At 61.0% G+C, this 22,373-nt stretch carries 22 protein-coding genes and 4 tRNA genes; 13 read left to right on the plus strand and 13 right to left on the minus strand.

The window, feature by feature from the left end:
• The first annotated feature begins 274 nt into the window (after nt 1-274).
• Entirely contained in the window at nt 275-592 is a 318-nt protein-coding gene (locus LQ215_RS16385) for a DUF6124 family protein (protein WP_230151447.1), read from the plus strand.
• A 186-nt stretch (nt 593-778) separates the two neighbouring features.
• On the opposite strand, the gene LQ215_RS16390 is transcribed toward LQ215_RS16385, so the two are convergent.
• From LQ215_RS16390 to LQ215_RS16405, 4 genes are all read right to left on the minus strand, one after another.
• Nucleotides 779-2,125, minus strand: a complete 1,347-nt coding sequence (locus tag LQ215_RS16390; protein ID WP_230151448.1) for a sigma-54-dependent transcriptional regulator — start codon at nt 2,123-2,125, stop codon at nt 779-781.
• Nucleotides 2,122-3,711, minus strand: coding sequence for a two-component system sensor histidine kinase NtrB (locus LQ215_RS16395; RefSeq protein ID WP_230151449.1), 1,590 nt, complete (start codon nt 3,709-3,711; stop codon nt 2,122-2,124). The genes LQ215_RS16390 and LQ215_RS16395 overlap by 4 nt, the downstream gene beginning before the upstream one ends.
• Nucleotides 3,701-3,934 (minus strand): PP0621 family protein, encoded by a 234-nt coding sequence (locus LQ215_RS16400; protein ID WP_230151451.1) that lies wholly within the window; start codon nt 3,932-3,934, stop codon nt 3,701-3,703. The genes LQ215_RS16395 and LQ215_RS16400 overlap by 11 nt, the downstream gene beginning before the upstream one ends.
• A 124-nt stretch (nt 3,935-4,058) precedes the next feature.
• On the minus strand, nt 4,059-5,075 hold the full coding sequence (locus LQ215_RS16405; protein ID WP_072346113.1) for an outer membrane protein assembly factor BamD: 1,017 nt from the start codon (nt 5,073-5,075) through the stop codon (nt 4,059-4,061).
• Nucleotides 5,076-5,225: 150 nt separating this feature from the next.
• On the opposite strand from LQ215_RS16405, the gene rluD reads away from it, so the two are divergent.
• From rluD to LQ215_RS16445, 8 genes are all read left to right on the plus strand, one after another.
• Complete coding sequence (gene rluD / locus LQ215_RS16410; protein ID WP_003205696.1) at nt 5,226-6,188, plus strand: 23S rRNA pseudouridine(1911/1915/1917) synthase RluD; 963 nt, start codon at nt 5,226-5,228, stop codon at nt 6,186-6,188.
• A complete protein-coding gene (gene pgeF, locus LQ215_RS16415) occupies nt 6,185-6,910 on the plus strand; it encodes a peptidoglycan editing factor PgeF (RefSeq protein WP_230151452.1) in 726 nt (241 codons plus the stop codon). The genes rluD and pgeF overlap by 4 nt, the downstream gene beginning before the upstream one ends.
• A gap of 130 nt (nt 6,911-7,040) precedes the next feature.
• Complete coding sequence (clpB, locus tag LQ215_RS16420; RefSeq protein ID WP_230151455.1) at nt 7,041-9,605, plus strand: ATP-dependent chaperone ClpB; 2,565 nt, start codon at nt 7,041-7,043, stop codon at nt 9,603-9,605.
• Between the two features lie 300 nt (nt 9,606-9,905).
• Nucleotides 9,906-9,981 (plus strand) — tRNA-Asn (locus LQ215_RS16425).
• 7 nt (nt 9,982-9,988) lie between these two features.
• Nucleotides 9,989-10,065, plus strand: a tRNA-Pro gene (locus LQ215_RS16430).
• 5 nt (nt 10,066-10,070) lie between these two features.
• Nucleotides 10,071-10,146, plus strand: a tRNA-Lys gene (locus LQ215_RS16435).
• A gap of 93 nt (nt 10,147-10,239) precedes the next feature.
• Nucleotides 10,240-10,316 (plus strand) — tRNA-Pro (locus LQ215_RS16440).
• 146 nt (nt 10,317-10,462) lie between these two features.
• Nucleotides 10,463-12,088 carry a methyl-accepting chemotaxis protein gene (locus LQ215_RS16445; RefSeq protein WP_230151458.1) on the plus strand — a complete coding sequence of 542 codons (1,626 nt, stop codon included), beginning with the start codon at nt 10,463-10,465 and terminating at the stop codon, nt 12,086-12,088.
• A 129-nt stretch (nt 12,089-12,217) separates the two neighbouring features.
• Here the strand turns inward: LQ215_RS16445 and LQ215_RS16450 are convergent, their stop codons facing one another.
• From LQ215_RS16450 to LQ215_RS16465, 4 genes are read right to left on the minus strand one after another with little or no spacing between them, the layout of a single operon-like run.
• Nucleotides 12,218-13,516, minus strand: coding sequence for an NAD(P)/FAD-dependent oxidoreductase (locus tag LQ215_RS16450; protein WP_230151461.1), 1,299 nt, complete (start codon nt 13,514-13,516; stop codon nt 12,218-12,220).
• Between the two features lie 60 nt (nt 13,517-13,576).
• A complete protein-coding gene (locus tag LQ215_RS16455; protein ID WP_003205686.1) occupies nt 13,577-13,750 on the minus strand; it encodes a DUF3094 domain-containing protein in 174 nt (57 codons plus the stop codon).
• Nucleotides 13,751-13,802: 52 nt separating this feature from the next.
• Complete coding sequence (locus LQ215_RS16460) at nt 13,803-14,330, minus strand: MOSC domain-containing protein (protein WP_230151464.1); 528 nt, start codon at nt 14,328-14,330, stop codon at nt 13,803-13,805.
• Entirely contained in the window at nt 14,327-14,953 is a 627-nt protein-coding gene (locus tag LQ215_RS16465) for a DUF1780 domain-containing protein (RefSeq protein WP_003205682.1), read from the minus strand. Before LQ215_RS16465 ends, LQ215_RS16460 begins: the two co-directional genes overlap by 4 nt.
• A 143-nt stretch (nt 14,954-15,096) precedes the next feature.
• On the opposite strand from LQ215_RS16465, the gene LQ215_RS16470 reads away from it, so the two are divergent.
• On the plus strand, nt 15,097-15,783 hold the full coding sequence (locus LQ215_RS16470; protein WP_214512607.1) for an energy-coupling factor ABC transporter permease: 687 nt from the start codon (nt 15,097-15,099) through the stop codon (nt 15,781-15,783).
• 63 nt (nt 15,784-15,846) lie between these two features.
• The gene (locus LQ215_RS16475; RefSeq protein WP_013694234.1) at nt 15,847-16,062 is read left to right on the plus strand and encodes a hypothetical protein; all 216 of its coding nucleotides are present in this window, start codon (nt 15,847-15,849) and stop codon (nt 16,060-16,062) included.
• A 147-nt stretch (nt 16,063-16,209) separates the two neighbouring features.
• On the opposite strand, the gene yacG is transcribed toward LQ215_RS16475, so the two are convergent.
• The 5 genes from yacG to pilB are packed head-to-tail and all read right to left on the minus strand — an operon-like array spanning nt 16,210 to nt 20,821.
• On the minus strand, nt 16,210-16,410 hold the full coding sequence (gene yacG / locus LQ215_RS16480) for a DNA gyrase inhibitor YacG (RefSeq protein WP_230151465.1): 201 nt from the start codon (nt 16,408-16,410) through the stop codon (nt 16,210-16,212).
• A complete protein-coding gene (gene coaE / locus LQ215_RS16485) occupies nt 16,407-17,030 on the minus strand; it encodes a dephospho-CoA kinase (protein ID WP_230151467.1) in 624 nt (207 codons plus the stop codon). Before coaE ends, yacG begins: the two co-directional genes overlap by 4 nt.
• Entirely contained in the window at nt 17,030-17,899 is an 870-nt protein-coding gene (locus tag LQ215_RS16490; protein ID WP_230151469.1) for a prepilin peptidase, read from the minus strand. Before LQ215_RS16490 ends, coaE begins: the two co-directional genes overlap by 1 nt.
• 1 nt (nt 17,900) lies before the next feature.
• A complete protein-coding gene (locus LQ215_RS16495; protein ID WP_230151471.1) occupies nt 17,901-19,118 on the minus strand; it encodes a type II secretion system F family protein in 1,218 nt (405 codons plus the stop codon).
• 2 nt (nt 19,119-19,120) lie between these two features.
• Nucleotides 19,121-20,821 (minus strand): type IV-A pilus assembly ATPase PilB, encoded by a 1,701-nt coding sequence (gene pilB / locus LQ215_RS16500; RefSeq protein WP_230151473.1) that lies wholly within the window; start codon nt 20,819-20,821, stop codon nt 19,121-19,123.
• A gap of 224 nt (nt 20,822-21,045) precedes the next feature.
• On the opposite strand from pilB, the gene LQ215_RS16505 reads away from it, so the two are divergent.
• Both LQ215_RS16505 and LQ215_RS16510 read left to right on the plus strand, forming a co-directional pair.
• The gene (locus LQ215_RS16505) at nt 21,046-21,477 is read left to right on the plus strand and encodes a pilin (RefSeq protein WP_230151475.1); all 432 of its coding nucleotides are present in this window, start codon (nt 21,046-21,048) and stop codon (nt 21,475-21,477) included.
• 320 nt (nt 21,478-21,797) lie between these two features.
• On the plus strand, nt 21,798-22,151 hold the full coding sequence (locus LQ215_RS16510; protein WP_025215523.1) for a BON domain-containing protein: 354 nt from the start codon (nt 21,798-21,800) through the stop codon (nt 22,149-22,151).
• Nucleotides 22,152-22,373: the final 222 nt, after the last annotated feature.

Genomic DNA, 22,373 nt, shown 5'->3' on the forward strand with positions numbered 1-22,373 from the left:
ATGGCCGAACGCAGGCATTGTGGAGTGGGCATCCCGGCATGGATGCCGGGATAGCCGCGCTGGGCCATGGATGGCCCTTCGCGGCGGGCCCACGGAGCAATGCCGGAGTGAGGGCATGCCGAGCCTAGGCGAGGCACCGAGTGGTGGGGCAAGAGCGTTTTGCTTACTTTTGCGCTTTTCAAAAGTGAGCCGCCGTCAGGGCGGAACCCTAAGTCGCCGTTACCGCAGAAACGGATACACACCCCGCCCTCACAGCCAACCAGGATTTGTGGGAATGGTCGGACAAAAATCTGATTCAAAAAGAATTTTCCGACGAGCTCTGGCGGTTGCCGGGTGGGAAGAATTCTGGCTAATCTTTTCCCGTCGCTGCCAATTCAGCGTCCGGGCGGTCGTGGCCGGCATCGACACCGAATGTCTCCTCACCAACCTCAGCGAAACCCTGGCCTGCGCCAACGCAACGATCAGCGACCTGGCCTTCGAACTTGAAGGCTCGCGACGGCATGTCGCCTTGGGCGTACAGCAGTTGATCGAGCTGAGTGAATTGCTGGCCAATCGTGTTCTGGACGAGTGGGTACCCGTACCGGAGGGCTAGAGAGCGGCGTGAGGGTGAACGCCTAATCTGTGGCGAGGGAGCTTGCTCCCGCTGGGCTGCGAAGCAGACCCTGACCTGACATCTCGGGGTCAGGTTGATTGAGTCGCTGCTTTTGGGGCTGCTGCGCAGCCCAGCGGGAGCAAGCTCCCTCGCCACAGGGGTAAGCGTGAGCCTCAAAACCGCGGCTCAATCCAACCCAAGTTTCTTCAACCGATACCGCATCGACCGAAACGACAACTTCAACCGCTGCGCCGCCGCCGTGCGGTTCCAGCGGGTTTCCTCCAATGCCTGGAGGATGAGCTTGCGCTCGATATCTTCCAGGTAATCCTCCAGGTTGTCGACCTGCATCAAATCAGGGTTACCCGCCTCGCTAGCACTACTGCCCTCGGCCAAGCGCAGGTCATCCGCTTCGATCTGCTGCTGTTCGCAAAGGGTGTAGGCCCGTTCGAGCATGTTCTCCAGTTCCCGCACATTGCCCGGGAAACGGTAATTCTTGAGCGCGACCAACGCCTGGGGATGCAATCTGACCGGTGGACTGCCGGTGTTGGCTGCCAGGCGCTGAAGCATGTGGTTAGCCAGCAGCTCGATGTCTTCGCGGCGTTCGCGCAGGGGCGGGACGCGCAGTTCGATGACGTTCAGCCGGTAATACAAATCCTGGCGAAAGCGCCCGGCGGACACTTCGCCGTCCAGGTCTTTGTGGGTGGCACAGAGGATGCGCACATCCACCACTTCTTCCTGCTGGCCGCCAACGGCGCGCACGGCCTTTTCCTGGATGGCTCGCAACAGCTTGACCTGCATCGCCAAGGGCAAGTCGGCCACTTCATCGAGGAACAGGGTCCCGCCATGGGCGGCCTGGAACAGCCCGGGCTTGTCTTCGATGGCGCCGCTGAAGCTGCCTTTTCGATGGCCGAAAAACTCGCTTTCCATCAGCTCTGTGGGAATCGCCCCACAGTTGACCGGTACAAAACGCAGGTTGGCGCGGGGGCCTTGTTCGTGGATCAGCCGGGCGACCAGTTCCTTGCCGCAGCCCGATTCCCCGCTGATGTAAACCGGTGCCTGGCTGCGGGCGAGTTTTTCGATCTGCTTGCGCACGCTGAGCATCGGTGGCGAGTTACCCAGCAGGCTGCGTTCGAGGGTGGTGCCCGGCGTGACGACCGGTGGCAGGCGCAGGGCACTGGTGACCAGCTCCCGCAGCCGACCCAGGTCGACCGGTTTGGTCAGGAAGTCGAAGGCGCCGGCCTTGAGGGCGTCGATGGCGGTTTCCAGGCTGCCATAGGCGGTGATCATCGCCACGGGCAGTTGGGGGTAGCGTTGCTGGATGTGCTGCACCAGTTCCAGGCCGGTGCCGTCGGGCAGGCGCATGTCGGTCAGGCACAGGTCGAAGGCTTCCCCCGCCAGCAGGGCTTGGGCCTCGGCAAGGTTCTTGGCGCTGCGGGTGTCGAGTTTCATCCGGCCCAGGGTGATGTCCAGGAGTTCGCGGATGTCCGGTTCGTCATCGACGATCAGGATTCGTTGCCGTGAGCGATTATTCAAATCTGTTTCCGTCCGTGAGCAAAGGTGATGCGAAAGCAGCCGCCGCCTTGGCGTGGTTTGAAGTCTAGGCGGGCCTGGTTGCTTTCGCACAGCTCACGGGACAGATAGAGCCCAAGGCCGGTGCCCTGGCTGCTGGTGGTAAAGAAGGGTTCGAACAAATGCGCCTGCTGCTCGGGGGTTACACCGGGGCCGTTGTCGATGATGTCCAGCGTGGACAGCTGGCTGTGTGGGTCGATAAACAATTTCAGCCAGGCCTCGGCCTGTTCGTGGGCCATGGCGCTGTGGCGCCAGGCATTGCGCAGCAGGTTGTCGAGTACCTGGGTCAACTGGTCGGGGTCCATCAGCGTGGTGTAGTCACCCGGGTCGATGCTCAGGTGCAAGTGCTGGTGCCCGGCCATGCTTTCGCGGGCCTGCCGGACGAACTGTTCGAGCCAGGCCCGCAGGTCGAGGCGTTGGGGGGTGGTCTGCTGGCGGCGCGACAGTTGCAGGACGTTTTCAATGACGCGATTCATTCGTTGGGAGTGATCTTGAATAATCTGCGTCAGACGCCGATCCGCATTGTTCAGTTCCTCGGATTCGCGCAGTAATTGCGCTGCGTGGCTGATGGCGCCCAAGGGGTTGCGGATTTCATGGGCGATGCCAGCAGTCAGGCGCCCGAGGGAAGCGAGTTTCAGTTGCTGGGCCTGCTGGGCAACCTGGGCCAGGTCTTCAAGGAAGACCAGAAACTGTTGCTGATCGTGATGCCCCAGGGCGATGAAGCTCGGTTGCAGGGTCAGGCCTGTGCCGGTCACGGTCAGGCTGGGGGGACGCAGGCTGGGGTTGTTCAGCCACAATTGCAGGCGTTCGACCAGGGCGGTGCAATAGTCATCGATCCGCTGGCCGACCAGGTCGTGCATGCCCAGCAGGTTCAAGGCGCTTTCGTTGGCCAATTGCACGCGCCGCTCGCGGTCGAGCACCAGGATGCCAGTGCGCATGCGTTGCAGGATCAATGCGTTGAGCGCTTCGAGGCCGATCACCTCGCTGGCCCGTTGCTCGGCCAGGGTTTCACTGGCTTCCAGCCGCCGGGTCAGGCCTTGTACCAGCAAGGCGGCGGCAAAACACAGTGCCCCCAGGGTGCCGGCTTGCAGATAACTGCTGGGACGGTTTGAGTCGCTCAGGCCGAGGGAAAAAGTCGACCCGACGATACCGATCGTGGCGACAGCGGCAATCAACAGGCCGACCCGACTTCGCAACAGCGTATTGCCGATGGCTACCGAGACAATGAGCAGGTTGCCGATGGCGCTGGGCACACCGCCCGCGGCGAAGAACAGCCACGAGAGCAGCAGCACGTCAGTCAGGGCCAGGCCGAACAGCCGGGCAGGGCGGCGGGTGTTCTCAAGGAACACCACCAGCAGGATGTTCAGCACCAGGTACAACCAACTGCCACTGCGCAGCAGGTCGTCGTTGGCGAACTCCAGCAGGCGGTTATCCAGTTTGCTGGAGATCAGCAGCACCAAGGTGATGCCGATGCTCAGACGATACAGGTGATAGAGACGCAGCAGGCGCTGCGCCTGTTTTTCGCGCGGGCTTGACGCCTCAGCGCTCACGACTGCCCGGGCCTTGCTCGAGGTGAGCCTGGCTGCAATACCATTGTTGTTCGAGGGCTAGCGCCCGGTCACGGGGCAGGTGTACGCCGCAATGGGCGCAACGGACCATGGGCGGTGCGTCCTGCTCGCGGGGAGCGTTCGGCGCGGAGGAGCCCCCCTTGAACTTGCGCCAGAACCATACCGCGGCGGCAATCAGGGCGATCCAGAACAGTAAACGAAGCATGATGGGCGGCTTTTTGGCTAGAGATCAGGCAGTTTAGCCAAGGACAGGAACGGCGCACAGCGCAATAAAACCCAGGCACAAAAAAGGGAGACCGTCGGGTCTCCCTTTTGTGAATGCCTTGGTCTCAGTCGAACAGACCAAAGGTCAGGTGGCTGAACCAGGAGCGGTCGCTGGACTCGCTTTCAGGTTCTTCTTCCTCGATCACGTCGCCATTTTCATCCTTGGGCTTGAGTTCGTTCGGGATGGCTTCCTTGGCATCCTGGAACTGGCGCTGTACGTCCTGGTTGGCGCGTGTCTCGCCTGGCGGCAGCGGTGGACGGGACTCGATCAGGCCCAGGGTCGCCTTGCTCAGCCACGAACGGTTGTCCGCTTCGTCGACCCGTGGGGTGAACTGGCCGTCGACCAGGGAGGGGTGATCCGGGTAGTTCAGCTTGAGGGTTTCCAGGCTGGTGGCCGCCAGGTCGTCCAGGTGCAGGCGCTGGTAGGCTTCGGTCATCACCGCCAGGCCATCACCCACCGAAGGGGTTTCCTGGAAGTTTTCCACCACATAGCGGCCACGGTTGGCGGCGGCGACGTAGGCCTGACGTGTCAGGTAGTAGTCGGCCACGTGGATTTCGTAGGACGCCAGCAGGTTGCGCAGGTAGATCATGCGCTGCTTGGCGTCCGGCGAGTAGCGGCTGTTGGGGAAGCGGCTGGTCAGCTGGGCGAACTCATTGTAGGAGTCGCGCGCGGCGCCCGGGTCACGCTTGGTCATGTCCAGTGGCAGGAAGCGCGCCAACAGGCCGACGTCCTGGTCGAAGGAGGTCAGGCCCTTGAGGTAATAGGCGTAATCGACGTTCGGGTGCTGCGGGTGCAGGCGAATGAAACGCTCGGCGGCGGACTTGGCGGCCTCCGGTTCGGCGTTCTTGTAGTTGGCGTAGATCAACTCCAACTGGGCCTGATCGGCGTAGCGACCGAACGGATACCGCGACTCCAGCGCCTTCAGCTTGGCGGTGGCGCTGGTATAGCTATTGTTATCCAGGTCGTTCTGCGCCTGTTGGTACAGTTCGACTTCGCTCAGGTTTTCGTCTACGACTTCCTTCGACGAGCAAGCAGCAGTCAATGCGAGGATGGCGATCAGCAGCAGGTGTTTCACTTGCATGGCGGCTTGCGTCCCTATGACGGCCGCTGTCTTGGGCGGGGCCGTCCTGTTATGATGAGCGCCCCGTTGAAAGCCTCGGGGCAAAAGACGCCGTATTTAACCACAAGCGCGCAGCCGAAACCAAAGGCTGTGCCGACGCCTAGTCCGAGCATGTCCGATAAAATAGAACTTCGCGCAGAGGTGCCGTCCGAATTGGGCGGCCAACGCCTCGATCAAGTCGCCGCACAACTCTTTGCCGAGCACTCTCGCTCGCGCCTTTCCGCCTGGATCAAGGACGGCCGCCTGACTGTGGATGGGGCGGTCATTCGCCCGCGCGACATCGTCCACGGCGGTGCCATTCTCGAGCTGACTGCCGAACAGGAGGCCCAGGGAGAATGGGTCGCCCAGGACATCGCCCTGGACATCGTCTATGAAGACGATGACATCCTGGTGATCAACAAGCCTGCGGGCCTGGTGGTGCACCCGGCCGCCGGCCATGCTGATGGCACCTTGCTCAATGCCTTGCTGCACCACGTACCGGACATCATCAATGTGCCGCGTGCCGGCATCGTCCATCGCCTGGACAAGGACACCACCGGTCTGATGGTGGTGGCCAAGACCATCCAGGCGCAGACACAGCTGGTCACACAGCTGCAAAGCCGCAGCGTCAGCCGCATCTATGAATGCATCGTGATCGGGGTCGTCACCGCCGGTGGCAAGATCAACGCCCCCATCGGTCGTCACGGCCAGCAGCGCCAGCGCATGGCGGTGATGGAGGGCGGCAAGCAGGCGGTCAGTCATTATCGCGTGCTGGAGCGTTTCCGTTCCCACACCCATGTGCGGGTCAAGCTGGAAACCGGCCGGACCCACCAGATTCGTGTGCACATGGCCCACATCAACTTCCCGTTGGTGGGCGACCCGGCCTACGGCGGTCGTTTCCGCATTCCGCCGGCTGCCAGCCAGACCATGGTCGAATCGCTGAAGAACTTCCCGCGCCAGGCGCTGCATGCACGTTTCCTGGAGCTGGATCATCCGACGACCGGTAAGCGCATGAGCTGGGAGTCGCCGTTGCCGGATGACTTCGTCTGGCTGCTGACGTTGCTCAAGCAGGACCGCGAGGCGTTCATCGGATGAATGACTGGCTGACACCCGACTGGCCCGCGCCGGACCGGGTCAAGGCCTGTGTCACCACCCGCGAGGGCGGCGTCAGCCTGGCGCCGTTCGACAGCCTCAACCTGGGCGACCATGTGGGCGACGATCCTGTGGCCGTCGCCGAAAACCGTCGTCGCCTCACTGATCAATTCGCCATCACCCCGGCCTGGCTACAGCAGGTCCACGGCACTGCCGTGGTCGAGGCTGACCCGGCCCAGGTGGCGACCGCCGATGCCAGTTGGACCGACACACCCGGTATCGCCTGCACCGCGATGACCGCGGACTGCCTGCCCGTGCTGTTCTGCAACCGCGCCGGCACCCGCGTCGCGGCGGCCCATGCCGGCTGGCGCGGGCTGGCGAACGGCGTGCTGGAGGCCACCCTCGACAGCCTGGCCGTGTCCGCGGATGAAATCCTCGCCTGGCTCGGCCCGGCCATCGGTCCGCAAGCGTTTGAAGTCGGGCCGGAAGTGCGTGAAGTCTTCATCGCGCAACTGCCCCAGGCGTCACAAGCCTTTGCCGCGAGCCCCAACGCTGGCAAGTTCCTGGCCGATATCTACGCGTTGGCACGGCTGCGCCTGGCTGCACGTGGTGTCACGGCCGTCTACGGTGGCGGTCTCTGCACCGTGACCGATCCTCGTTTCTTTTCCTACCGCCGCAACCCGCGCACTGGTCGCTTCGCCTCGTTGATCTGGATCGAACACTAGACTTCTCTGATCTGTATCAAGGGCGCCCGGCTTGAATCTTCCAGAATCGACCACATCTATAACGGTATCTGGCAGGTTTCTTCATTCAGGATGTTTCCAAGGTCCGGCCTGCTCATTAGGAAGGTGACCCATGCGTATTGATCGTTTAACCAGCAAATTACAGTTGGCCTTGTCCGATGCCCAGTCCCTGGCCGTCGGCCTGGACCATCCCGGCATCGAGCCGGCGCATTTGATGCAGGCCATGCTCGAACAGCAGGGCGGCTCCATCAAGCCCCTGCTGATGCAGGTCGGCTTTGACGTCAACAGCCTGCGCAAGGAACTGGCCAAGGAACTCGACCAGTTACCCAAGATCCAGAACCCCACCGGTGACGTGAACATGTCCCAGGACCTGGCGCGGCTGCTCAACCAGGCCGATCGCCTGGCCCAGCAGAAGGGCGACCAGTTCATTTCCAGCGAGCTGGTGCTGCTCGCCGCCATGGATGAGAACAGCAAGCTCGGCAAATTGCTGCTCGGCCAAGGCGTGAGCAAGAAAGCCCTGGAAAATGCCATCAACAACCTGCGTGGCGGCGAAGCGGTCAACGACGCCAACCACGAGGAGTCGCGCCAGGCGCTGGACAAATATACGGTCGACCTGACCAAGCGCGCCGAGGAAGGCAAGCTTGATCCGGTGATCGGTCGCGACGACGAAATCCGCCGCACGATCCAGGTGCTGCAACGCCGCACCAAGAACAACCCAGTGCTGATCGGTGAGCCAGGCGTGGGTAAAACCGCCATCGCCGAGGGCTTGGCCCAGCGCATCATCAACGGCGAAGTGCCTGACGGCCTCAGGGGTAAACGCCTGTTGTCCCTGGACATGGGCGCGTTGATCGCCGGTGCCAAGTACCGGGGTGAATTCGAAGAACGGCTCAAGTCTTTGCTCAATGAGCTGTCCAAACAGGAAGGGCAGATCATCCTGTTCATCGACGAACTGCACACCATGGTCGGTGCGGGCAAGGGCGAAGGCTCGATGGACGCCGGCAACATGCTCAAGCCTGCGTTGGCCCGTGGCGAGTTGCACTGCGTCGGCGCGACCACGCTCAACGAGTACCGCCAATATATAGAGAAGGACGCAGCCCTCGAGCGGCGCTTCCAGAAAGTGCTGGTGGAGGAGCCGAGCGAGGAAGACACCATCGCCATCCTGCGCGGCCTTAAAGAACGCTACGAAGTTCACCACAAGGTAGCGATCACCGATGGCGCGATCATCGCCGCGGCCAAGCTCAGCCACCGCTACATCACCGACCGCCAGTTGCCGGACAAGGCCATCGACCTGATCGACGAGGCGGCCAGCCGCATCCGCATGGAAATCGACTCCAAGCCCGAAGTGCTGGATCGGTTGGAGCGGCGCCTGATTCAACTCAAGGTCGAATCCCAGGCCCTGAAGAAAGAAAGCGACGAAGCGGCGAAGAAGCGTCTGGAAAGGTTGCAGGAAGAAATCGTTCGTCACGAGCGTGAGTATTCCGACCTCGAGGAAATCTGGAACTCGGAGAAAGCCGAAGTCCAGGGCTCGGCGCAGATCCAGCAGAAGATCGAACAATCCCGCCAGGAACTGGAAGCGGCCCGCCGCAAAGGCGACCTCAACCGCATGGCCGAGCTGCAGTACGGGGTGATCCCGGACCTGGAGCGCAGCCTGCAAATGGTCGACCAGCATGGCAAGAGCGAAAACCAGTTGCTGCGCAGCAAGGTCACCGAGGAAGAAATCGCCGAAGTGGTCTCCAAGTGGACCGGCATTCCGGTCTCGAAAATGCTCGAAGGCGAGCGTGACAAGCTGCTGAAGATGGAGAGCTTGCTGCACCAGCGCGTGATCGGTCAGGAAGAGGCAGTGGTGGCGGTGTCCAACGCCGTGCGTCGTTCCCGTGCCGGGCTGTCGGACCCGAACCGGCCAAGCGGCTCGTTCATGTTCCTCGGCCCGACCGGGGTCGGTAAAACCGAGCTGTGCAAGGCACTGGCCGAGTTCCTCTTCGACACTGAAGAGGCCATGGTGCGCATCGACATGTCCGAGTTCATGGAGAAGCATTCCGTGGCACGGCTGATCGGTGCGCCACCGGGTTATGTCGGTTATGAAGAGGGCGGTTACCTGACCGAGGCTGTACGTCGCAAGCCGTACTCGGTGATCCTGCTCGATGAGGTCGAGAAGGCGCACCCGGATGTGTTCAACATCCTGCTGCAAGTGCTGGAGGATGGTCGCCTGACCGACAGCCACGGGCGCACGGTGGATTTCCGCAACACGGTGATCGTGATGACCTCCAACCTGGGCTCGTCGCAGATCCAGGAACTGGTGGGCGACCGCGAGGCGCAGCGCGCGGCGGTGATGGACGCGATCTCTACGCACTTCCGGCCGGAGTTCATCAACCGGGTCGACGAAGTGGTGATCTTCGAGCCTTTGGCCCGTGATCAGATTGCCGGCATTACCGAGATCCAGTTGGGTCGCCTGCGCAGTCGCCTCACCGAACGTGAGCTGAAACTGCAATTGAGCGATGAGGCGTTGGACAAGCTGATTGCGGTGGGTTACGACCCGGTCTATGGCGCTCGGCCGCTGAAGCGGGCGATCCAGCGCTGGATCGAAAACCCGTTGGCGCAGTTGATCCTGTCCGGTCGCTTCATGCCAGGCGAGACAGTGACCGGAACGGTGGAGAACGACGAAATCGTCTTCAACTGAAAGGCCGGCACTGCCGGCAATTGAGATGGCCTCGCTTTGCGAGGCCATTTTTTTCATCAGGCCGTTGAACTCAAAGGAAAAGGCTTGTAAAGTGCGCCCCGCAGTCAGTCACCCCAAGGGTTACTTCTCGCTGAGAAGGAATCCAAAATAAGTTGCAAATCATTGTCTTGAAAGCAATTTAAGGGGTTGACAGAGGTTTTGAAGATTGTAGAATAGCGCGCCTCAGACACACGAACGCAGCGATGCGTAAGGGTAGAAGAGGTTGAAGCTAGCTTCAACGTTGTAGCTTGAAATATCAGTTCCGTGATAGCTCAGTCGGTAGAGCAAATGACTGTTAATCATTGGGTCCCAGGTTCGAGTCCTGGTCACGGAGCCATTTCAATCGGGGTATAGCGCAGTCCGGTAGCGCGCCTGCTTTGGGAGCAGGATGTCAGGAGTTCGAATCCCCTTACCCCGACCATTTTTGGGTCGTTAGCTCAGTTGGTAGAGCAGTTGGCTTTTAACCAATTGGTCGTAGGTTCGAATCCCACACGACCCACCATTTTTGAAACCAGCTCGCTGGAATCGAATCTTAAGATCAGAGGCCAAAAGCGCTGATCGAGAAGGCGACTTGCGAAGGTCGCCTTTTTTTTACCGGGGTATAGCGCAGTCCGGTAGCGCGCCTGCTTTGGGAGCAGGATGTCAGGAGTTCGAATCCCCTTACCCCGACCATATTAAAAATCCTCGTATCGAAAGATACGGGGATTTTTTTTGCCTGCGATAAAGTGAATTTGACTTAAGACATCGTACAACCTGCCGATAACCCGCCGACAGGGGCCTGGCCCCACTTCAGGCCAACGATAAAAAAGGCATTCCCTATGGTTCTTCGTCAGTTGAATATCGCCCCCCGTGCCGCATTGGGTTTTGCCTTGATCGCCGTGCTGGTGGCATTGCTCGGGGTGTTCGCGCTGGGGCAGATGTCGAGCATTCGTGACAGTGAAGTTGCAGTGGAAACCCAATGGCTGCCCAGCATTCGCGAGGGGGGCGAGATCCGCGAGTGGATGTTGCGGATCCGCACCATTTCCCTGCGCATGGCCCTGGACCAGGACCCGAAGAACATTGCGGTGTATCGCGGGCAGATGGACACGCGCGACAAGGAGCTGGGCGAAAAAATAGCTGCCTACGAAAAGCTCGTCGTGACGCCTGAAGGCAAAGCCCTCTACGACCAGTTCAAGCAGACCTTTGCCGCTTACCGTACGGGTATCGCGCAATCCTTCACCCTGGCAGAACAAGGGCGTCGGGACGAGCTGATCAAGCTACTGCTGGTGGACATGAAGACCGTGGTGGACGGTTCCGGCAAGCAGCTCAACGACTTGGCGGAGCTGTTCTCCAAGCAGGTGTCCATCGAGAGCCAGAAGTCCCAGGCGCACTACACCAATTCGCGCATGATCGTCAGCCTGTTCGTTGTGCTCGCCGCCCTGGCCACGGTGGCCCTGGCCATGTTACTCACGCGCAGTATCGTCAAGCCCCTGGGCGAGGCGCTGGATGCTGCGGAGAACGTCGCCCGGGGTGACCTGACCCGGCCTATCGAGACCCATGGCAACGACGAAGTGAGCCGCTTGCTCAAGGCGTTGGCGGCCATGCAGCAGAATCTGCGTGAGACGTTGCAGGGCATCAGCGGTTCGGCCACGCAACTGGCCACCGCAGCCGATGAGCTAAACACCGTCACGCTCGACAGCACCCAAAGCCTGCAACAGCAGAACAATGAAATCGAACAGGCCGCCACCGCCGTCACCGAAATGACCACCGCCGTGGAGGAGGTTGCCCGCAACGCGGTCTCCACCTCCGATGCCACGCGTCAGTCCAGTGAGTCCGCGTCCCTTGGGCAGCAGCGGGTCAGCGACACGGTCGACGCCATCGGCGCCCTCGCCAGCGACGTGCAGGTGACCGGCGGCCTGGTGCAAGCCCTGGCCAACCAGTCGCAGGATATCGGCAAGGTGCTGGATGTGATCCGCGCCATCGCCGAACAGACCAACCTGCTGGCCCTCAACGCGGCCATCGAAGCGGCTCGTGCGGGCGAGAGCGGACGTGGGTTTGCGGTGGTGGCCGATGAGGTGCGGGCGCTGGCCTATCGCACGCAGCAATCGACCCAGGAAATCGAGCAAATGGTCCAGGGCATGCGCAGCGGTGCCACCCAGGCACTCGACTCCATGCAGGCCAGCTCCAGTCGCGCCGCCAGTACCCTGGCCATGGCGGAGCGGGCGGGGGACGCGCTGCAGACCATCACGGCGTCGGTCAATGAAATCCACGAACGTAACCTGGTGATCGCCAGCGCCGCCGAAGAACAGGCGCAAGTGGCCCGCGAGGTGGATCGCAACCTGGTGAACATTCGTGATTTGTCGGTGCGCTCGGCTTCCGGCGCGGACCAGACCAGCGCGTCGAGCCATGAGTTGTCGCAGCTGGCGAACTCGCTGCGCACGATGGTGCAGCGGTTTCAGGTTTGATCGAGGATTCAGTACTGGCTGTACCGACCTCATCGCGAGCAAGCTCGCTCCCACAGGATGACCGCGATCAACTGTGGGAGCGAGCTTGCTCGCGATGACGGTGGATCATTCAATGTCAGTGCTGCTGACTCAGTGCAACTTCAGCCGAGGCTCGGTCCCACGCCCGATCTTGCTGCCCAGCATCAGCATGGCCGTGCGGAACAGGCCGTACAGCGCCATCTGGTGCATGCGGTAGAGCGACACGTAGAACATCCGCGCCAGCCAGCCTTCGAGCATTACGCTGCCGGTCAGGTTGCCCATCAGGTTGCCCACCGCCGAGAACCGCGACAGCGAGATCAGCGAGCCGTAGTCGGTGTATTTGTATTCGGGCAGGGCCTTGCCCTCGATCCGCAGTTTCAAGGACTTGGCCAGCAGCGAGGCCTGCTGGTGCGCGGCCTGGGCGCGGGGCGGGACGTTGCGCTCGCTGCCGGGTTGCGGGCAGGCGGCGCAGTCACCGAAGGCGAAGATGTTCTCGTCGCGGGTGGTCTGCAAGGTGGGCAGCACATGCAACTGGTTGATCCGGTTGGTCTCCAGCCCGTCGATGTCCTTGAGGAAGTCCGGGGCGCGAATCCCGGCGGCCCAGACTTTCAGGCTCGCGTCGATCACTTTGCCGTCCGCGGTAATCAGGCTGTCGGCGGTCACCTGGCTGACGGCGGCGTTGGTCATGACGTTGACGCCGAGTTTTTCCAGGGTCTTGTGCACCGGTGCGCCGATACGCTCCGGCAGGGCTGGCAAGACCCGTGGGCCCGCCTCGATCAGGGTGATGTGCATGTTCTCCGGTTTGATCCGGTCCAGGCCGTAGGCGTGCAGTTCGTGGGCGGCGTTATGCAGCTCGGCGGCCAGTTCGACCCCGGTCGCACCGGCGCCGACGATGGCGACGCTGATGCGTTCGACGATATCGGTCTGCCCGGCGTGGGCCCGCAGATAGTGATGAAGCAGTTGCTGATGGAAGCGCTCGGCCTGTTTGCGGGTGTCAAGGAACAGGCAGTGCTGTGCCGCGCCTTCGGTGCCGAAGTCATTGGTGGTGCTGCCGACGGCAATCACCAGGGTGTCGTAGCCCAGTTCCCGGGCCGGCAACAGCTCGACGCCGGCCTCGTCATAGGTGGCGGCCAGCTGGATTCTCTTGCGCTCGCGATCCAGGCCGCTCATGCGCCCCAGCTGGAACTCGAAGTGGTTCCATTTTGCCTGGGCGACGTAGTTGAGTTCGTCTTCGGAGGAGTTCAAGGAGCCGGCGGCCACTTCGTGCAGCAGCGGTTTCCAGATGTGGGTCAGGTTCGCGTCGACCAGCATCACACTGGCCGTGCCGCGCTTGCCCAGAGTCTTACCCAGACGGGTAGCCAACTCCAGACCGCCGGCGCCGCCGCCAACGATGACAATACGATGAGTCATGGGGATATCTCGCAAGGCTAAAGGAATTCGGTGCCGTCACCTGCGCGAGCTTCAAGCGGCTCATAGCGTCAGGTAACTGATCAGTCGGCTCAACAGGCCCAGGCCGATGGTCACGGCCAGTACCACCACCAGGAGCATCCACGGCCGGAAAGGCCGGCGCTCGACTCGGTGCTGGGACAGTTGCAGGTACTCTTCGACATGCTTCTGGTCTTCTGGGTTCAGGCGGCTGGTCATAAAGGCCTCGTCAGGTAGACGTTGCGGAATGTGAAGACGTTACAGCGTCCGGCTAGCCGGCATTGAAAGTAGCGTAGCCGCTCGCCGGAACGGGTTCGACGATCAGGCTGTCGTCCAGGCGAATGATTCCACTTTTTAACACCCGGGCGGTGATTCCGCCATGGCCGCGTACGGCCTGGAACGTACCTTCGCCGAGGTTTCGCTCCAATCGTGCGCAAGGCTGGCACCAGCCGGTGGTTTCAAAGATGGCTTGGCCAATGCGAAAGCGCCGGCCCTTGAGGCTGAACAGATTGATGCCGCTGACCACAATATTGCGTCGCAGCTCCTGTGGCAGCACGGGCCGGTCCTCGGGACGGCCCATCAATGAGCTGATCACGGCCAGGTGCTCCCATTGGATCAGCGTCACTTGCCGCGCATTGCGTACGCCGGGTCGGGCATGATCGCCGGTCAGCCCAGCCTCCAGGCGGGCCTCCACGGCCTCCAGCTCGATCATGGGCGCATGACCCTGGGGTCGTACGCCAATCCAGCGTACGCGGCCTTGCTGGGGCACAGCGGCAATCAGTTCCTGCAGTGGGCTCACAGGCTGATCCCGACATCGAACACGATGCTGCGACCCAGGTTGCTGCGCAGGAAGTCCGGCGCGTCGGGGTGGGCGAACAGCACCCGGGCAAATGTCGGCCCCACCAGTGACAGCGAGCGCCAGCCCTGGCGCAGGTACTCGGTGGGCGGTGGGAAGTGACTGTTGAGGTCCAGCACTTCGCGCTTGAGGCTGGCGAAAGCGATGATGTCCAGGTCGCCCAGGTCCATGCCGCGCTCGGTGTAGTTGTGAGCTTTCTTGCGCAGGGTCGGGGCCAGCCGCATCAGGAACTCATTGGCCGGGATCCGCCGCGGCTTGGCCTCGCGACGCACCAGCTGGCTCAGGGAGAAGGCGCTGCGCCGGCGTTGCAATTCATCGCGCCATTCGTCGTTGAGGCGACGACCCTCGTCGAGCACGAAAAATACCTCGAAATTGGCATCGCGAAACAACACGTCCGGCGGCTCGCCGGCCGGCGCGAACTCGTCGGCGCGATAAGGCACGTTCAGCCCTTGCAGCAGACGCTGGCAAACCCAACGCTCACGCTCCCACTTGCGGGCATTGGAGAGAAAGGCGTTGGCTTGCTCGGCCGCGATGGTCAGCAGGCGTAAGTAATCGGAGTCATCCATGGGCCCAAGCTTAGCGTTCAATTGCGACAAGCTGGAAGCGTTGCGTTGATTAATAGGGCTTTATAGTGGGATGTAGACTGTTGGCTTGAAATTCCCACGCCACAGAAAATTTGCTGCAAGGGCTAAGCGAAAGGAAGAGTCCCATGATCGGTGCCGAACTGCTTTCACCACAGACCCTGGCGGCCGGTTGGCTGATGTATGTGCCGGTGTTGGTCTGGGCCGTGGTGCGGGCGCCGTGGGTCGAGCTGTTCACCGACAGCCGGCGCCAGCATTTGCTATTTGGCACAGTGTTGGCGCTGTTCATGTTATGGCTGGTGCGCCGGGATTTCGATACGGGGGTCTCGTATCACTTTATCGGCATGACCGCCGTGACGTTGCTGCTGGACTGGCCATTGGCGATCCTGGGGGGGCTGTGCGCGCAGTTTGCACTGGTGCTGCTGGGCCGTCAGGACATGGCCGCGGTAGGGGTCAACGGCGCGCTGCTGATCCTGTTGCCGGTGCTGGTCACCGAATGTTGCGCGATCCTGGTGGAGCGCGCCCAGCCGCGCAATCTGTTCGTGTATATCTTCTGTTCGGGTTTTCTCGCCGCCGCGCTTTCGGCGTTGGCGTGCCTGCTGCTGGGGCTTGGCCTGCTGTGGTACGACGGCATATTCGCCATGCCTTACTGGCTGGAAGATTTTGTCGGCTACCTCTGGTTGATCATCTTCCCCGAGGCCTTCATCAACGGCATGGTGATCAGTGCGTTGGTGGTGTTCAGTCCCGAATGGCTGGAGACCTTCAACCGCACGCGCTACCTGTCGGCCCCTTGGAACGATGATGACAAGCCTTGATTCACGTCAAGGCTGCACCGCCACACGCCCTTCATGCTTTGGAAAACTTCCAGGAGCACAACCATGAGTGTTTATGAGTGGGCGAGACAAGAGATCAGGCGTAGCCACGACGCCGCAATGGAAATCGGTTTTGACCCAGGCTTGAGCCTGCGCGCCTTGCTCAGTGCGATCGTGCAACAGAGCAAGACAGTGCGCAGCCCTGAAGACCTGGCCGATGAGTTGAGTTTCCTGGCGGAAAACCTCGACGATGAACAGGATTACGGTTTCATGCGGCCTTAGGGGGTGAATTTCGTTACCTGAGAAGATAATGAGCCCCGTGGCGAGGGAGCTTGCTCCCGCTTGAGTGCGAAGCACTCATCGTTTTTTGGGGGGCGCTACGCACCCCAGCGGGAGCAAGCTCCCTCGCCACAATGTTTCGACCGGGCCTTAGTGGCGTTGCTCGAAGTCTTCGCTGAACAGCTCGTCCTCGGCGTCGGGGCTGACCGGAATCTTGTGTTCTTCCGACGCCCAGGCGCCCAGGTCGATCAGTTTGCAGCGATCAGAGCAGAACGGCCGGAACTTGCTCTCCGGGCTCCATTCCACTGGGGCGCCACAGGTTGGGCAATCAACGGTTGGGGCTTGGCTCATGATTGGCCTCCACGCAAAGTAAGGTAAAAGTGATGCAGGCGCTCGACCTCGCTGTGCAGCCAGGCGAGGTCGCGGTCGTTGACCACCACGTCGTCGGCATGGCTCAGGCGATCCTGGCGGCTGGACTGGGCCTTGAGAATCGCCTGGACCTGCTGTTCGTTGGTCTGGTCGCGCTGCAACGTACGTTCGATCTGCAATTGTTCCGGCGCATCGATCACCAGGATCCGCTGGGTCATGGTGTACTGCCCTGACTCGATCAGCAGCGGCGATACCAGGATCGCATAGGGCGATTGTGCCTGGGCCAGATGATGGGCGATTTCCTCGGCGATCAGCGGATGCAGCAGCGCCTCGAGCCAGCGGCGTTCATCGGCATTCTCGAAAATCAGCTTGCGCAGCGCCGCCCGGTCCAGGGCGCCGTCGGCCTGCAATACGCCGGGGCCGAAGTGTTCGGCGATTTTCGCCAGCGCCGGGCGCCCGGGCTCGACCACCCAGCGCGCCGCATGATCGGCGTCGATGACGTGCACGCCCAAGTCGATGAAATGTTGGGCCGCGGCGCTCTTGCCGCTGCCGATGCCACCGGTCAGGCCGAGAATCCAGGGTTTTTTCACTGAGCTATTCATTAAAAACCGACAGACTGCCAATAGAAGTCGGTTATTTGACCACCCCAGAGCAAGGCAATCCAGCCGGCAATGGCCAGATAAGGTCCGAAAGGGATCTGCGTCGACCCGGGAGCATCACGCAAGCGCAATACAATCATCCCGAGAACGGCGCCCACCAGCGACGACAACAGCAGCGTCAATGGCAGAATCTGCCAGCCACCCCAGGCGCCGAGCATCGCCAGCAATTTGAAATCCCCATAGCCCATGCCTTCCTTGCCGGTGATCAGCTTGAATACCCAGAACACCGACCACAGCGCCAGATAGCCGGCCACCGCGCCCCACATCGCCTGGTTCAAGGACACGAAGAGACCGAAGCTGTTGATGATCAAGCCCAGCCACAACAACGGCAGCACCAAGGTATCGGGCAGCAGTTGATGCTCGGCGTCGATCAGGCTCATGGCCAGCAGGCCCCAGGTCAACACCATCACCATCGCGGCGTGCCAGCCAAAGCCGAAATGCCAGGCGACGAACGCCGATAACGCCCCGCAGGCCAATTCGGTCAGGGGGTAACGCCTGCCGATGGGCGCGGCGCAGCTCGAACAGCGGCCGCGCAGCATCAAGTAGCTGAGTACGGGGATGTTTTCCCAGGCGCGGATGCGATGGCCGCAGTGCGGACACTGGGAGTGGGGCAGCATCAGGTTGTAGACCGGGCCCGGGGTTTCGGCCGGCAGGCCCAGCAGGTCATGGGCTTGCAGGCGCCATTCGCGGTTGAGCATCTGCGGCAGGCGCCACACCAGCACGTTGAGGAAGCTGCCGATGATCAGGCCGAGCAAGGCTGCAACGAGCACGAAAGCCAGGGGATACAGCACGAAAAATTCGCTCAGGGGCATGTCAGATCGCAGAGCCAAGTTGAAAGATGGGCAGGTACATGGCGACCACCAGGCCGCCGACGACCACTCCCAGGACCACCATGATGAAGGGTTCCATCAGGCTGGTGAGGTTGTCCACCAGATTGTCCACCTCGGCCTCATAAAAGCTCGCCACCTTGTCGAGCATGTCGTCCAGTGCACCGGATTCCTCGCCGATGGCGGTCATCTGGACCGCCAGGTTCGGAAAAATCCCTGAGGCACGCATGGAGAAATTCAACTGCATGCCGGTCGAGACCTCCTGCTTGATGCGCTGCACGGCACGTTTGAACACCACGTTGCCGGTGGCGCCAGACACCGAATCCAGGGCCTCCACCAGCGGCACGCCGGCGGCGAAGGTGGTGGACAGCGTGCGGGCGTAGCGGGCCACGGCGGACTTGTACAGCAAGGTGCCTATCAGCGGCAGCTTGAGCAGCCATTTGTCGCGCCAGTCGCGAAAACGCTCCGAACGCCTGAGCGCATATTTCACGCCAAAAAATGCCCCCACCACCCCGCCAAGCATCACCCACCACCATTGCTGCATGATTTCCGACAGGCTTATGACCATCACCGTGAAGGCTGGCAGTTTCGCGCCGAACCCGGAGAATACCGATTCGAATTGCGGCACCACCTTGACCAGCAGGATCCCCGTGACCACGGCGGCGACGAGGACCACGGCCGCTGGATAGGTCATGGCTTTCTTGATCTTGGCCTTGAGCGCTTCGCTCTTTTCCTTGTAGGTCGCGACGCGGTCCAGCAGGGTATCCAGGGCACCGGCCTGTTCGCCGGCGTCCACCAGGTTGCAGTACAGCTCGTCGAAATATTGCGGACACTTGCGCAGCGCCGCAGCAAAGCTGTTGCCGGCGGCGACTTCCTGCTTCACCTCGTCCACCAGCTTGCGCATGTTGGGGTTGTCGAAGCCTTCGCCAATGATGTCGAACGCCTGCAACAGCGGCACACCGGCCTTGAGCATTGTCGCCATCTGGCGGGTGAAGAGGGCGATATCCAGCGGCTTGATGCGCTTGCCCTTGCTGAAGATCGAGGTGGATTTCTTGCGTACCTTCTGCGGGTTGATGCCTTGCTTGCGCAGCTGTGCCTTGACCAGCGCCGGGCTCTGGCCCGTCAGCTCGCCGGTCATTTTCGTGCCTTTGCGGTCCTTGCCTTCCCAAGTGTAAACATCGGTTTTGACTGCCTTGACCGCCATGTTCAATCCTTGGTGACCCGGTTGATTTCTTCGAGGCTGGTGACGCCCTGCATCACTTTGAGCAGCCCCGACGTGCGCAGGTCATTGAAACCGTCCTTGCGCATTTGCAGATCGATTTCCAGCGAGTTGCCCTCGGCCATGATCAGCTGTTGCAGCTCGGACGTGTTCTTGACCACTTCGTAAACCCCCACGCGCCCTTTGTAACCGTTGTTGCACTGTTCGCAACCGACCGGCTCATAGATCGTGAATGTGCCGATGCGTTCCCGAGGAAAACCTTCCTTGAGCAGGGTTTCCTCGGGGATCTCGATGGCCTTCTTGCAGTGGCTGCACAGCTTGCGCGCCAGCCGCTGGGCGATGATCAGGTGCACGGCGGTGGCGATGTTGAACCCCGGAATGCCCATGTTCTGCAGGCGGATCAGGGTTTCGGCGGCGCTGTTGGTGTGCAGGGTGGAAAGCACCAGGTGACCGGTCTGGGCGGCCTTGATGGCGATCTCGGCGGTTTCCAGGTCGCGGATCTCGCCGACCATGATCACATCCGGGTCCTGACGCAGGAACGAGCGCAGGGCCTGGGCGAAGTCCAGCCCCTGGCGCGGGTTCACGTTGACCTGGTTGATGCCTTCCATGTTGATCTCCACCGGGTCTTCGGCGGTGGAAATGTTGATGTCCACGGTGTTGAGGATATTCAGCCCGGTGTAGAGCGACACGGTCTTGCCCGAGCCGGTTGGGCCGGTCACCAGGATCAGCCCTTGCGGTTGCTTGAGGGCGGCCATGTACAGGTCTTTCTGGTTCGGTTCGTAGCCCAGGGCATCGATGCCCATTTGTGCGCTGGACGGATCAAGGATCCGGATCACCACTTTTTCGCCCCAGAGCGTGGGCAGGGTGTTGACCCGGAAATCGATGGACTTGGTTTTCGACAGGCGCATTTTCAGGCGCCCGTCCTGGGGTTTGCGTCGCTCGGAAATATCCAGGCTGGCCATGACTTTCAGGCGGGCGGCGATACGGTTGGCCAGCTGGATCGGTGGCCTGGCCACTTCGCGCAGTATGCCGTCGGTGCGCACCCGCACCCGGTAGATTTTTTCGTAGGGCTCGAAGTGCAGGTCGGAAGAGCCGCCCTTGATCGCGTCCAGCAACATCTTGTTGACGAAGCGCACCACGGGCGCGTCGTCGGTGTCCTGGCCGGCAATGGACTCCTGCCTGGTGTCGTCGATCGATTCGATGTCCAGGCCGTCGAGGTCGACGTCGCCCATGCCTTCCAGGCCGGTGCTGCTGGACTCGAAGAACTTTTCGATGGCGTCGCTGAGCTTGTCGTCCTCCACCAGGATGGCTTCGGTGGTCAGGCCGGTGCTGAACTGGATGTCGTTGATGGCTTGGTGATTGGTCGGGTCGGAGATGCCTACGTACAATTTGTTGCCACGCCGCCACAGCGGCAGGGCGTGGTGCTGACGCACCAGTTTTTCGCTGACCAGGCCGGTGGGTTGGGTTTCTTTGTCCAGACTAGTGAGGTCCAGCAGGGCGACGCCGAAATGCTCCGAGGCGATCTCCGCGACCTGGCGGCTCTGGACCAGTTTGTTCTGCACCAGATAGCTGACCAGGGGGATGCGACTACGTTGGGCCTGTTGATACGCCTGTTGCGCACTTTGCTCGGTGAGCAGTTCGGCCAACACCAATTGCTTGGTCAGGCCGCTGAGGGCGATGTCATTCATGGGAATCCCGACGGCGAACGATTCATGACTTATAGCCTAGTCAAGCCTCGACGCCAAACCAGCGGGGCAGGGTGACAAAAAACGTCAGATAGTGCGGTTGTTGAGGTAGGACGTTGCCGTTGTGCAGGTTAAAACCCCTTGATTGATGGAGCCTGAGGGTTGGCATGTGCCCTGCAGTGGCCGTTTCAGGTCATGAGATTTCGACTCATGCATGGGAGATGTCTATGAATAAGCAGAGTGGTTTTACTTTGATCGAGCTGCTGATCGTCGTGGCGATCATCGGCATTCTGGCGACGTTTGCGTTGCCGCAATATTCCAAATATCAGGCGCGGGCGAAGGCGACGGCGGGGCTGGCGGAAATTTCTGCGCTAAAGGTGCCGTATGAGGACGCCATGAATCAAGGTACCGACCCATCAACGACCAACATGAACGTCACTTCACCTACCAGTAACTGCGAACTTACAATCACGGGTTCCGCTTCGGCCGGGTCAGGCACCATCGTTTGCAAACTTGTTAAGTCGCCTGCAGCCGTGGCGGGTAAAACGATCACACTCACCCGGTCGACGGCGGGCGCCTGGTCGTGTGGTTCCGATGCCGCTCAAGAGTTCTTACCAGCCGGTTGCACCGGTGGCGCTGCGGCTCCTACCGGAGGTTAATGAATTCGAACTTGACTTGGCCTGGGCTGCTTAGCAGCCCTTTTTTATGGAGGTTAGGTACTCAGGCGGGAATAATCTCGTGTCCAACAGAAACCCTTCGCAATTCATAAACTTAGAAATAGGCCAAAACCCGCAAGTTGCATGTCGAGAATCACCGCTTCATGCATTTTGCATGATCGCGAAAATTGCCGTTTCGCTTAACTTGCTGATTTAAAAGGAATTATTAAATGTTTCAAAACTGGCACAGCGTTCGCACTACTCCTGATAACCCTGCCGGGATCCACCTCCGGCAGTCTTTGAGAAAAACAGGAGTTACTCGTATGAAGAAGTTCGCTATCACTGCCGCCGCTGCTACCGCACTGACCCTGACCATGGCTAGCGCATTCGCCGAGACCACTCAAGCAACTCAGGCGCCAATGATGCTGGCTGCCGGTGAAGTGACAGAGGCGAAAGAAGACGTCTCCGATACCTGGATCACCACCAAGGTCAAAGCTGACTTGGTCACCGAAAAAGGCATTCCGGGCAGCGACATCAAAGTCGAAACCAACAAAGGTGTTGTGTCCCTGTCTTCGATGACCAAAGTCACTGATGCACAAAAAGACACCGCCGTGGCAATCGCCAAGAAAATCAAAGGCGTCAAGGCCGTATCGGCTGACGGCCTGAAAGCCGAGTAAGGCTAAGACTTCTCGCCTGGACTGGGAGAAGGCGCGGCAAGCGGGCCAGGATATACGTTTGCCGTCGCTTTGGAGTTCATGCGAAAGGCCACACGGACGTGGCCATTACAGGCCCCCGGCATTCGTGCCGGGGGCCTGTTCTATTCTGGGGAATCAATCTGCGGGTCAGCGTTTACACACGAGTCAGAACCGAGTTGCCGCCATCGCGAGCAAGCTCGCTCC

The organism is Pseudomonas brassicacearum, from assembly GCF_918698105.1.
GTDB lineage: Bacteria > Pseudomonadota > Gammaproteobacteria > Pseudomonadales > Pseudomonadaceae > Aquipseudomonas > Aquipseudomonas brassicacearum_F.